This is a genomic window from Vibrio sp. T13N (assembly GCF_032970445.1).
GTDB lineage: Bacteria > Pseudomonadota > Gammaproteobacteria > Enterobacterales > Vibrionaceae > Vibrio > Vibrio diabolicus.
Genome location: NZ_JAWJYE010000006.1, coordinates 1 through 12,833 on the forward strand (window position 1 = coordinate 1; position 12,833 = coordinate 12,833).

Genomic DNA, 12,833 nt, shown 5'->3' on the forward strand with positions numbered 1-12,833 from the left:
GTGTTAGGCCTGCCGCCAGCGTTCAATCTGAGCCATGATCAAACTCTTCAATTTAAGATTTTGTTCGGCTCAATGAATACTGAACATTACATAAAGTAATGTTTGAATTGACTGTGCTGAATCCGAAGATTCAATGGTCACTTCGTATCATTGAAACCTAATTTGAAGCCGAAGCTTCTAATTGGATTATCATCAACGAGTGCCCACACAGATTGATAGGTCTATATTTTTAAAGAGCACACTTTGAACTTCTCTTCAAAGTGGACGGCCATTTTAGCTAGATAACTTATCGTGTCAAACACTTTTTTAAGTTATTTATCTGCGAGTTAATTCTTAACTCACTGGCCTTGTTGTCTAGACGTCGCTTAACTTGCTTTCCCTTGACAACGGAGGCGCATTATAGGGCGTTCATTAAGGAACACAAGTGCATTTTTAAAAAAAACTCACCTTTTTAGTTCATTCGTACAGAAAACAGGCAAGAGGCTCTAAAACATTATAGAAAAGGGGCCAAATGGCCCCTTGAATGTGATTTTTATCTCATTTTTTATTGTATCCGTGCAATTACTGATGGGCATGAATTTGGTCATTAGTAACGATTAGCTGCACTTTCTTGTCTGGAACAATTTCACCAGAAAGAATCGATTTGGCTAATGGGTTCTCGACATTCTGTTGAATTGCGCGTTTTAAAGGACGCGCACCATATACAGGGTCGAAACCAACTTGAGCGATCAAATCGAGTGCTTTGTCAGAAACCTCTAGTTGATATCCTTTTTCTTCTAGTCGTTTCGCCAAACGTTCTAATTGAATAGAAGCGATGGACTTGATGTGTTCTTGACCAAGTGGGTGGAACACCACGATTTCGTCAACACGGTTCAAGAACTCAGGACGGAAGTGTTTGCTAACCACATCCATTACTTCACTCTTGATACCTTGATAGTCTAATGTTGCGAAATTCTCTTGGATACGAGATGAACCCAAGTTCGATGTCATGATCACAACGGTATTACGGAAGTCAACAGTACGACCTTGACCATCCGTTAAACGCCCATCATCGAGAACTTGCAGCAGAATGTTAAATACATCCGGATGCGCTTTCTCTACTTCATCTAACAAAATTACCGAATACGGCTTGCGACGAACCGCTTCCGTTAAGTAACCACCCTCTTCATATCCGACATAGCCTGGAGGCGCACCCACCAATCTTGCCACTGAGTGTTTCTCCATGAACTCAGACATGTCGATACGGACCATCGCATCTTCGCTGTCGAACATAAAGCTCGCAAGTGTCTTACAAAGCTCTGTTTTACCTACACCAGTTGGACCTAAGAATAAGAAGGAGCCAATTGGTCGGTTTGGATCAGAAAGCCCAGCTCGACTACGACGAATGGCATTCGATACAACAGAGACCGCTTCGCTTTGCCCTACCACACGATTATGCAGTACGTCTTCCATACGAAGTAGTTTCTCTTTTTCCGCTTCTAGCATCTTGGATACTGGGATGCCAGTTTGCTTAGAAAGTACTTCTGCAATCTCGTTGTCGGTTACTTTATTACGCAATAGTGTCATTTCCTGCATTTCCGCTTGGGTTGCAAGATCTAACTGCTTCTCAAGTTCAGGAATACGACCATATTGAAGTTCCGACATGCGGTTTAAATCACCAGCTCGGCGAGCAAACTCCATGTCCATACGAGCTTGTTCAAGCTCAGACTTAATATGTTGAGTGCCAGAAAGTGCGGCTTTTTCTGTATTCCAAACCTCTTCTAGTTCAGCGTACTCACGTTCTTTTTCATTGAGTTCTTCATTAAGCGCTTTCAAACGCTTTTCACTCGCTTCGTCGTGCTCGTTACTAAGCGCCTGTTGCTCAATCTTAAGTTGGATGATTTTACGTTCAAGCTTATCTAATGACTCTGGCTTAGAGTCAATTTGTAAACGAATGCTTGAAGCCGCTTCGTCGATTAAGTCGATCGCTTTATCTGGCAGTTGACGGTCAGAAACATAACGATGTGACAAACTCGCCGCTGCAACAATCGCTGGGTCAGTAATTTCAACGTGATGATGAAGCTCATAACGCTCCTTCAAGCCACGTAAAATCGCCACGGTATCCTCAACGGTCGGCTCATCCACCAGCACTTTTTGGAAACGACGTTCTAACGCCGCATCTTTTTCGATGTACTGACGATATTCATCCAGTGTTGTTGCGCCAACACAGTGCAGTTCACCACGGGCTAATGCAGGTTTGAGCATGTTCCCCGCATCCATTGAGCCTTCACCTTTACCCGCACCAACCATAGTATGGAGCTCGTCGATAAATAGAATGACATTACCTTCTTCTTTAGCGAGTTCATTCAATACCGACTTCAAGCGCTCTTCAAATTCACCACGGTACTTAGCACCAGCAACCAGTGCGCCCATATCTAATGACAGCACGCGGCGACCACGTAAACCTTCTGGCACTTCATTGTTGACAATGCGCTGAGCTAAGCCTTCAACAATTGCGGTCTTACCTACGCCAGGTTCACCGATGATCACAGGGTTGTTTTTAGTACGGCGCTGCAATACTTGGATGGTACGGCGAATTTCATCATCACGGCCGATAACCGGATCCAGTTTGCCCTGCTCTGCTCGCTCGGTAAGGTCAATGGTGAACTTTTCCAATGCCTGGCGAAGCTCTTCTGCATTCGGGTCATTAACTTTTTGACCACCTCTGATCTTTTCGATTGCTTGGCTAACTTTTTGCTCTGTTAAACCGATCTCTTTGAGTAATTGCCCCAATGGTCCGCGATCTTCTAAAGCAGCAAGCAGGAAGATTTCAGACGAGATATAGGAGTCTTGACGCTTTTGCGCCACTTTGTCACACAGGTTAAACAACGTGCCCATCGAACTAGAGAGCTGTACATCTCCACCGATGCCACTGACTTTTGGTAATCGATCTAGCATTTCACTCAATTTAGAGCGTAAATGCGTTACGTCCACATCCAGCATAGTAAGCAATGGACGAATTGGACTGCCATTTTGGTCAAGCAAAGCCACCATGAGGTGAACTGGCTCGATATATTGATGATCGCGCCCTAACGCTAGTGATTGAGCATCAGAGATAGCGATTTGAAACTTACTTGTGAATCGATCAAGACGCATATCTACCTTCCTAACCTCAACTAAAGGAAATTCTTTTGACAGTTAGAAAGATGGATACTCAGAGGAGGAATTTCAAGGGAGTGAATGAATAAAGATAGCTTTGCAAAAATAGCACTATGCATCTTGGCACTTTAGTGCTTATAACTAATCTTCAATCCAAATAAAGGTGGCTTGTCGACCAGTTTTACCATCACGGCGATACGAATAAAAAGAGGCTTTATCTTGGTAAGTACAAAGTCCAGAGTCAAACACTTGTGTCACTCCAGCTCGATTTAGACGTTGCGTTGCCAGCACCGACATGTCAGCAAACCATTTGCCGTCGATATCGCGTGGAGTGAATGCTTGATGCGCCTGTGAGTCAAAATCAACAAAAGCTTGCAGAACATCTTCACCCACTTCAAAGGCTTGAGGGCCAATGGCAGGGCCAAGCCACGCTATCACTTCACCTGAAAATAACGCTAATGCATTTTCGACAATACCATTTGCTAAGCCGCGCCAACCTGCATGAACGGCGGCTACCTGAGTGCCTTGTGTATTCGTCAATAATACAGGTAGACAATCGGCGGTCATCGCTGAACAAACAACATGGCTTGAAGAAGTAAATACACCGTCCGCATCAAGCACTTGTGTTGTTGGTTCATTTGCTTGAGCCACAACAGTCGAATGTGTTTGGTTTAACCAGATTGGCGCATTGGGCATGTTCGCCTGCTGCGCCAACCAAGCTCGGTTCTTCTCTACTAAAGACAAATCATCCCCAACGTGAGTACCTAAATTTAGCCCTTGATAAGGGCCTGTCGAAAAACCGCCTATGCGTGTTGAGGCAAAAGCTTTGACATTTTTAGGCGCACGCCAATTCGGAATGATTGTCTTCATCTTAGAACTCTTCCGGTAAACCGTGCTCTTCCGTATCTTGACGAAGCGCTTCAGTCATCGCCACCATGTCATCAGGCACAGGGGCATGGAACTCAAGTACTTCTCCCGTAATTGGATGTTCAAAGCGTAGCATTACGGCGTGCAATGCTTGGCGGTCAAAGCCACGGATCATTGCCGTTAGCTCTTCAGAAGCACCTGTCGGGATGCGAGCACGTCCACCATATGCAATATCACCAAGCAGCGGATGCTGAAGGTAAGACATGTGCACACGGATCTGGTGCGTACGACCCGTTTCAAGACGCAGACGGATACGTGTGTGTTCGCGGAAACGTTCAGCGACACGGTAGTGCGTTACCGCTGGTTTACCCATTGGTGCTACCGCCATAAGCGTGCGCTTGGTAGAATGACGACCAATAGGTTGGTCCACTTTACCGCCCGCTGTCATACGACCAATAGCGATCGCTTCGTACTCACGAGTAATATTACGTTTTTGCAGTGCACGAACCAGACGAGTTTGTGCAGGAACGGTTTTCGCCACCACCATCAGACCTGTTGTGTCTTTATCCAGACGGTGCACAATACCAGCACGAGGCACTTCTGCGATATCAGGGTAATGATGCAACAACGCATTAAGCACCGTACCATCTGGCGTACCGGCACCTGGGTGAACCACAAAGTCACGAGGCTTATTGATAACGATAATATCGTCATCTTCAAAAACGATATCTAGCGGGATATCTTGCGCTTCCCAGCGTTCTTCATCTTCTAACTCGGCTTGCAATGTAATTTCCTCGCCACCCATTACTTTGGTGCGAGGTTTGGTGACAACTTCACCATTAACTTGAACTTTCCCATCAAGCAGCCACTCTTTCAGGCGCGAGCGAGAGAAGTCCGCGAATAATTCGGCGATAGCTTGGTCTAAACGTTGACCTAACTGGCTATCTTTTACGGTATTTGTTAATACAATCTGCTGAGCCATATCGAACTTTTTTAAAAACTGTGAGACTAATGCTCACGACTGTGAAAAAATAGACTATTACGTCATTGTATCTGTTACTGGAAAGAAAGTAACGGCAGCTTAAGAAATATTTAGATTCAAGGAACAGACTCCTGATATGAAACGTCAGACTTTAACAGGCCTTTTAGCGGTATCCCTTCTGTTTGGATGTGCAAGCAAAGAAGAAATCGTTCCTGATGTGCCGCCTTCGGAACTGTATGCAGACGCACAGATTTCTCTTCAAAGTGGTAATTGGCTTTCTGCAATTGAGAAACTGGAAGCATTAGACTCACGTTACCCATTCGGTGCCTACTCAGAACAGGTGCAGCTTGACCTAATCTATGCGTACTACAAAAACGACGACCTTGCTTTGGGCTTGGCAACCATTTCTCGCTTTATGCGTTTAAACCCAACCCATGAAAAAATGGACTGGGTACTGTACATGCGCGGTCTAAGCCATATGGCGCAAGATCGTAACTTTATGCATGATCTGTTCAGCGTAGATCGAAGCGATCGCGATCCTGAGCCAGTAAAAAAAGCGTTTGATGACTTCAAAAAACTGCTTCAACGCTACCCGAACAGTCCATACGCAGAAGATTCACAAAAACGCATGGTTGCACTGAAAAACCGCCTAGCGAACTATGATTTAGCGACGGCTGACTTCTATCTCCGCCGTGAAGCCTGGGTAGCTGCAATTAATCGCAGTCAAGAGCTACAAAAAGCTTTCCCAGACACCGAAGCGGCACGTAAGTCACTGACTATCCAGCTAGAGGCCTACAAGCAACTCGGTTTGGAAGACGCCGTAGCAAGAACTGAAAAGCTTATCGAGCTCAACCCTGTGAAGTAACTGAGCCGCTTCAAACTAAACCGCCACCGTTTTTACCGTGGCGGTTTTTTATTACCCGCAATAGCGTGTTCTGCCCTTGCTTGATGATCTACGGGGCTCTACATATGCTTAAAGTTCCCCTCCCCTTTATAAAAGGATGTGAACGTGACGATACCTAAGCTATGCGCAGTTATGCTGCTCTTATTGTCTGCTTCCGTTTGCGCACTGCAAATATCACCACTCAAGCAACCTCCTTACACTGGGGATCTCGATGTTATTAAAGAGAAGAATGTTTTACGTGTCCTCGTTTCTGCTGATCTAGGCTTCTATTACATTGAGGGCGGTACACCAAAAGGAATAGGTGCAGAACTCCTGGCGCATTTCGAAAAAGACCTTCGTAAGCTCAAACCGAAACTTAACGTACAAATTATTCCTCTAGCCCGTGACCAACTTCTGCCAGCCTTAGAAAATGGCTCCGGTGATCTAGTCGTCGCCAATCTGACCATTACCAACACACGTAAACAGAAAGTCGATTTTAGTTCACCCATTCTTACTGGTATTGACGAGTGGATAGTCACGAACAAAAGCACACCAGCCATGACTAACATTGAGCAACTGAGCGGCAAAGAGGTTTGGGTACGTGCCAGTTCTAGCTACTTTGAGAGTATTCAAGCACTAAATAAGAAGCTAAATAAAAAAGGCTTGCCACCCGTTGTCGTACATTTTATTGAAGAAACACTGCAAGACTACGAACTGGTTGGGATGCTCAATAACGGCTACGTCAAAGCCATTGTTCTCGATAGTCATAAAGCCAAACTTTGGCTTAAAGTGATGGATGATATTCGAGCTCACCCAGAAATCCCTATTCGTGAAAATGGTAAAATCGCTTGGGCAATGCGGGAAAACAGCCCAAGTTTGAAAGCCGTCGTGAACAAGTTTATTCAGAAATCTCGTTCTGGGACACTGCTCGGTAACGTCATTTACGGAAAATACATCGATAACACAGGTTGGCTAAACAAAGCCCTTAACCCCAATAAAATTGCTCAACTAGAAAAGCTTGCTACGTTGTTTTCACGCTATGGTGAGAAGTACGATATCGACTATCTACTGATCGCAGCCGTCGCTTATAAAGAGTCCGGCTTTAATAACGACCTCGTTGGAAGTCGAGGTGCAGTCGGCATAATGCAAGTTCTACCCAGCACGGCTCGAGACCCTAATATCAATATCAAAAACGTTCGGCAGCTAGAAAACAATATTCATGCTGGCGTGAAGTATTTAGCATTTTTGCGTAAGCAGTACTTCAGTGATCCTGCTATTACGGCGGAAAATAAACTCTACTTTACCTTAGCGGCTTACAATGCTGGCCCCGGGAATGTAGAACGAATTCGTAAACGTGCAGCCCAGCAAGGCTACGATCCTAATGTTTGGTTCAATAACGTGGAAGTCGTTATGCGGAAAAGTTTAAGCTCAACGGTTGGGTACGTTACCAGTATTAATCGCTATTACGTTATATACAAACAGCTAGAAAGTTTGGACCAAGTCAAAAGTCTAGAGCGGGTATCACTGGCTCCAAAGGATCCCGTCTTCATGATACCGCTACGAAAAGTCAGTCAAACGCCAGACACAAAAAAGCCGCTTGTACAATAAGCGGCTTTGTAAATAAATTCGTCTGAGATACTCAGTGACTGTCATCACACTTTACGTATAGTTAAATTTTAACCACCTCTAATATTAGGCCGTAAAACTTCCCTAAAAACGAAGACGTTTTCAGCTGAGTACTCTATCCAATCTACGGATTTACTAACCGATAACAAGCAATTTCACGATAAATCTCAGCAGATCTTGAGTGAGATCACATTCATTTTTCATCATAAAAACCCCGAACAAAATAATGATCTGAATCACATTTTTTTATGCTTAAAGCGGTAATCTGAACTCAACCCATGAGGGATGCAACAGAGGAAAAACACTTATGACAATGAATATCACTGGCAAAAACATCGAAATCACCTCTGCAATCCGAGCTCATATTGAGAGCAAGTTTAAAAAACTGGAGAAATGGCAAGTAGACCTAATTGGTTGCCAAGCAACTTTCAGTGAGGAACCAAACAAACAGAAGAAATTCGAAGCGGTTATTAAAGTTCCTAAAGGCCAGCTCATTGCCTCAGCAACTCACGAAGATCTTTACGCAGCTATCAACGAAGTGGAGCAAAAACTAGAACGACAATTGAACAAGCTGACCCACAAACCTGAAGCTCGACGTGCAAATAAGCCTGAGCTAGTGGAAGAAGAAGAGTAAACTGACCAGATTGAGGAAATAGCGCCGAAAGGCGCTATTTTTTTGCTTGACGCTCTCCCCTGCCTTGCTTATTGTGTTTAAACACTCATAAATTAAGCACTATTTATGCATTTAACCTCACTGTTTATTTTTGACTTCTTTTTCCTCCCATAGTCGGAGGGGCGAACTCGTTTGTGAAAGAAAAGTCAAAAACAAACAGAAAGCCTCCCAAATCGGGAGGCTTTTTTATAAGGAAAGAATTGATGACTGACCAACCTATTTCCCTCGAAGAAATTCGTTTGCGCTTGAATGAGTTGGATGACCAACTCCTCAGCTTATTGTCTGAGCGCCGTAAACTCAGCATTGAAGTAGCCAAAAGCAAAGTACAAACCTCAAAACCCGTTCGTGATGCCGTTCGAGAACAACAACTATTAGTTAAGCTGATTTCTAATGGCCGAGATAAATACGAGCTCGACGCGCAGTACATCACTAAACTTTTCCATACCATCATTGAAGACTCTGTGCTTCTTCAGCAAAGTTACCTGCAAAACCTCGTTAACCCGCAACAAAGTCGTAAGCCACTTGCTCGCGTCGCTTTCTTAGGAGCCAAAGGCTCTTACTCGCACTTGGCAAGCCGCGAATACTTCAGCCGTAAAAATACAGAGCTTATCGAGCTCAACTGCGAACACTTCAAAGAAGTGACTCAAACAGTAGAATCGGGCCATGCTGATTATGGTGTTCTGCCAATCGAAAACACCAGTTCAGGCTCTATTAATGAAGTGTACGACCTACTACAACACACGACGCTTTACATCGTTGGAGAGCTAACTCAACCAATCGAGCACTGCTTAGTTGCGAAAAAAGACATTCGTCTGGAAAACATTAAAACGCTGTATTCACATCCTCAGCCACACCAACAGTGCAGTGAGTTTTTAAGCCGTATGAAAGGTGTAAAACTGGAGTCTTGCGCCAGCACAGCAGATGCAATGCAAAAAGTCCAAGAGATGGATCGTGATGATGTTGCTGCAATTGGTAATGCATCAAGCGGTAAGCTATACGGCTTGCAAGCAATTCAAGGCAACATCGCAAACCAAACTGAGAACCATACTCGTTTTATCGTGGTTGCTCGCAAACCAGTTGAGGTTTCAACTCAGATTCCAGCAAAAACTACCTTGATCATGTCGACCTCCCAAGAGGCTGGCTCATTGGTTGAAACACTATTAGTGCTGCAACGTTACGGCATCAATATGACCAAGCTAGAGTCACGTCCAATTATGGGGAACCCATGGGAAGAGATGTTCTACGTAGACTTGGAATCTCATCTTGCTTCGACAGAAATGCAACAGGCACTAGAAGAGCTAACAAAAATCACTAAACACTTGAAAGTATTAGGGTGTTACCCTAGTGAGAACGTAAAGCCTACCCAAGTAAAATTGAGTTAATAGACACCAGTGAGTAAAAAGATCATGGCAACCCAAAAAGTCGTAATCGCATCGCTAAACCCAGCTAAAATTAATGCCGTTCAAAGTGCATTTAACAGTGCATTTCCGCACCAAGAGTTCAACTTTGTTGGCGTCAGTGTACCGAGTGAGGTCGCAGATCAACCTATGACTGATGAAGAAACTCATCGCGGTGCACTAAACCGCGTTAAAAACGCAAAAGTAGAGATGCCAAACGCGGATTACTATGTCGGACTTGAAGCGGGAATTGAAACAAACGTGACGTTTGCGTGGATGGTGATTGAGTCGAATACTCACCGTGGTGAATCTCGCTCTGCGAGCTTAATGCTGCCGCCTAAAGTATTGGAAAAACTCGAGCATGCGAATGAGCTGGGAGATGTCATGGATGAGGTGTTTGGTACCGAGAACATCAAACAGAAAGGTGGTGCCATCAGCCTGCTCACCCAAAACCAGCTGACTCGAAGTTCGGTTTACCATCAAGCCTTGATTCTGGCTCTGATTCCATTCACAAACCCTGAGCACTTCCCTTCAAATTTATAACGCTCCCCCTATTCGCCAGGTACGAAAAAGGGCGGATATTTCCGCCCTTTTTAACACGTTATCTTAACCACTTGTGATACCAATACCTAAAGGCGAATTGGAATCACTGGCTACTTAGATACCGCAACTTGCTCTAACAAAACCTTGAGTTTGTCTTTCTCTTCATCAGATTTAGACTTTAACTCGTTAGAGCCACGAGTAATAGTGGCAATACCCACGCCAAGCATCTGGCTGATCTGACGTTGAGATAATTCTCCTTTAAGAAGCTCGTTAATAATATTAACGCGTGATATTAATGATTCTCTCTCATCACGTGACATCAGCATGGTTAACAGCATGTCATCTTGCTCACTGTCCATGCTAGTTCGAATTAGCTCAATAATCTGTTGCCAGTCTTTGTACTCGGGTTCGTGCGACATCAAGTTACCTCACTCAATACTTGGTATTGATCTCATGTTGATTCAAGAACGCGCCATCGATACCCAAAAGATCACGGTAATATGTTTCAAACATCAGGATGTTTTGTACATAACCGCGTGTCTCTCTAAATGGAATTGCCTCAATAAAGGCATAAGCATCCACTTTTCCTTGGGTACGCTCTCGCCACGTTTTTACTCTGTTAGGACCTGCATTATAAGCAGCAAGAGCAAAAATACGATTATTATCGTAATCCTCTAATAAGCCTTGCAAATAATGGCTACCAATTTCGATATTTTTGCCCACATTGTAGAGATCCTGCGTACCTTGATAACTCAACTTATATTTGCGTGCCGTGTACTTCGCTGTAGCGGGCATGATCTGCATAAGACCACGAGCACCAACTGGAGAACGGGCTTCGACATCCAACGCACTTTCCTGTCGAGCTAGGGACATCATCGTCACGGGATCTATGTTGTGTTTTTTTGCATAAAAGTTAAACCACCAGCGATGCGCAATCGGGAACCTCAGTTCGATATTATCCCACATCTGCGCTTGAATACTCGCGGTCACCGTTAGGTTATGCCAACGCTTAGAAGACGCATAAGCCGCCAGCATCGCCTTTTCATCTTTCCCTACGCGGCGCAATAAATGTGCCCATTCACTTTTCGCTGCTGCAATTTTATCCGTCGCGATCAACTCTTCAATACGAACTAACGAGTCTTGATAGGGTTGAACCACTCGCTTATCAAACTTAACCGTATGCGTAGGGTATTTGATTGATTGTCCAATCGCATTGGCGGCTGCCACACTATAGAAGTTTCGCTGCCCGACCAAAGTCGCTAAACGCTGTTTCCCTGCGATGTCATCACCTAACGCAATTTCACTTCGTCCAAGCCAGTATTGCCAGCGAAGCGACGCTTGCTCTTCTTTATTGAGAACGGCAATCCACTCTTGTACGCCCTTCCAATCCGCGTTCTGAATCGCTAAGCGAATGCGAGTTTCAATGAGCGGTAAGTACTGGCTGGTTTTCGTTTTATCATCGCGCCACTTAGCTAGTGACTCAGACTCAGTACGGGTCAATCGAAATGCGATATAGTCAGCCAGGGCTTGCGCCTTTTCTGGAGAAAACTTCTGCCCTTTAATGACGGCATCATACGCACTCTGCGCTTGACTGGTATTCATGCGAGCTAGCTTTTCCAACGCATATTCGCTTTGCGCTCGATTAAAATCATTAGCCGGTTTTTTCTTCGCGAACTCCGCAACGCTTGAAGGGTTATCAAACAACGCCTTCATTTCTTTCGCTTGTTGCCTTGCCTGCGAGGATTTAGGCAATTTAAGTAAGTAACTCATCAAACTGCCATTACGTGCATCAAACGCCAGTAGCATACGCTGGAGAATTAATTCATCAGTACGTTCACCGGCCTTGTCCCATGCTGCGAATAATGGATCGCACTCATCGGCAATACTTCTGCCACGCAACCACATATGCTCAGCCCCTTTAAACGCGGCGACTTTCTTACCTTGCTCTAACTGAGCCACGTAGAAAATACATTGGTAACGCTCGCCACTTGGAATGACTTTTTGAAACTCAGTAATAGTTTTCCAATCTTTTTGCTTATAAAGATGGTTGAGGTATGGAGCGCGCACACGACGAGAAAAAGGAAACGACTCGTGCTCCGAAATAAATTCGTTCACTTGCTGTGGCGATTTTTCCGGTAACTGTCTAATAAATGTTCGGTAGTCCACATAAGGCGTCAGTGGATAGTCAGAAATTTTAGGACGGATCGAAAGGTATCCGTCGATGTCATTTTTATCTAATAAATCTTGAGCTTGCTCATAAATTTCACGCTGCTTTTCCAAGCTCAGCGCAGCATTAGCACTCAAACTCATCGCACACAGCGCGGCGGCGCAGCATACGTTTTTAGCCAATTCAGATACGTTGAATCTCATTTGTGTCATTTTCCCCAGACATATACTGCCCCAAAGCCTCGTTTTGTTAGCGTTCATGTGATGTTAAGGCAATTTTCACACATGCATCTATTTACACAGAATGCAGATGTCCATGTAAAGCAACTTAGTGTATTAAAAATTGTACTCGTGAAACTTTTAAGACGATGGAAACAAGGAGTTCCTAACTTGTGCAGAAAGCACTTCGTCATTTATAACGAATAACAAAAGTGTATACCCTAACCGTGTAAGTTTCCGGTCAGCTCAAAATAAGAAATCCATTCGAAAGGGAAATTCTTGCAATGCGGTAACAAAAACAAAGCACTTGGTATAAAATGATGGGTTTGAATGACAGTT

The 12,833-nt window shown here is 44.3% G+C and carries 10 protein-coding genes and 1 other annotated feature; of the genes, 5 read left to right on the plus strand and 5 right to left on the minus strand.

Annotation, left to right across the window (positions count from 1 at the left end):
* Positions 1-561: 561 nt before the first annotated feature.
* The 3 genes from clpB to rluD all read right to left on the minus strand — a co-directional run bounded on the left by clpB (position 562) and on the right by rluD (position 4,987).
* Positions 562-3,135 (minus strand): ATP-dependent chaperone ClpB, encoded by a 2,574-nt coding sequence (gene clpB, locus R2S67_RS11340; protein WP_317344174.1) that lies wholly within the window; start codon positions 3,133-3,135, stop codon positions 562-564.
* Between the two features lie 144 nt (positions 3,136-3,279).
* A complete protein-coding gene (gene pgeF / locus R2S67_RS11345) occupies positions 3,280-4,008 on the minus strand; it encodes a peptidoglycan editing factor PgeF (RefSeq protein WP_006743119.1) in 729 nt (242 codons plus the stop codon).
* 1 nt (position 4,009) lies between these two features.
* Positions 4,010-4,987 (minus strand): 23S rRNA pseudouridine(1911/1915/1917) synthase RluD, encoded by a 978-nt coding sequence (rluD, locus tag R2S67_RS11350; RefSeq protein ID WP_005385913.1) that lies wholly within the window; start codon positions 4,985-4,987, stop codon positions 4,010-4,012.
* 136 nt (positions 4,988-5,123) lie between these two features.
* On the opposite strand from rluD, the gene R2S67_RS11355 reads away from it, so the two are divergent.
* The 5 genes from R2S67_RS11355 (at position 5,124) to yjjX (ending at position 10,109) form a co-directional block, all read left to right on the plus strand.
* A complete protein-coding gene (locus R2S67_RS11355) occupies positions 5,124-5,852 on the plus strand; it encodes an outer membrane protein assembly factor BamD (protein WP_006743118.1) in 729 nt (242 codons plus the stop codon).
* 171 nt (positions 5,853-6,023) lie between these two features.
* Positions 6,024-7,478, plus strand: a complete 1,455-nt coding sequence (locus R2S67_RS11360; RefSeq protein WP_005385928.1) for a lytic transglycosylase F — start codon at positions 6,024-6,026, stop codon at positions 7,476-7,478.
* 325 nt (positions 7,479-7,803) lie between these two features.
* Complete coding sequence (gene hpf, locus R2S67_RS11365) at positions 7,804-8,130, plus strand: ribosome hibernation-promoting factor, HPF/YfiA family (RefSeq protein WP_005397484.1); 327 nt, start codon at positions 7,804-7,806, stop codon at positions 8,128-8,130.
* A 108-nt stretch (positions 8,131-8,238) separates the two neighbouring features.
* Positions 8,239-8,360: a sequence feature (Phe leader region), on the plus strand.
* A gap of 12 nt (positions 8,361-8,372) precedes the next feature.
* Positions 8,373-9,551: a prephenate dehydratase gene (pheA, locus tag R2S67_RS11370; RefSeq protein ID WP_005397485.1), complete on the plus strand. Its 1,179-nt coding sequence runs from the start codon at positions 8,373-8,375 to the stop codon at positions 9,549-9,551.
* A gap of 24 nt (positions 9,552-9,575) precedes the next feature.
* The gene (gene yjjX, locus R2S67_RS11375; RefSeq protein WP_005397487.1) at positions 9,576-10,109 is read left to right on the plus strand and encodes an inosine/xanthosine triphosphatase; all 534 of its coding nucleotides are present in this window, start codon (positions 9,576-9,578) and stop codon (positions 10,107-10,109) included.
* 110 nt (positions 10,110-10,219) lie between these two features.
* Here the strand turns inward: yjjX and trpR are convergent, their stop codons facing one another.
* Both trpR and sltY read right to left on the minus strand, forming a co-directional pair.
* The gene (trpR, locus tag R2S67_RS11380; protein ID WP_012842123.1) at positions 10,220-10,528 is read right to left on the minus strand and encodes a trp operon repressor; all 309 of its coding nucleotides are present in this window, start codon (positions 10,526-10,528) and stop codon (positions 10,220-10,222) included.
* Positions 10,529-10,541: 13 nt separating this feature from the next.
* Positions 10,542-12,488 carry a murein transglycosylase gene (gene sltY / locus R2S67_RS11385; protein ID WP_031780633.1) on the minus strand — a complete coding sequence of 649 codons (1,947 nt, stop codon included), beginning with the start codon at positions 12,486-12,488 and terminating at the stop codon, positions 10,542-10,544.
* Positions 12,489-12,833: the final 345 nt, after the last annotated feature.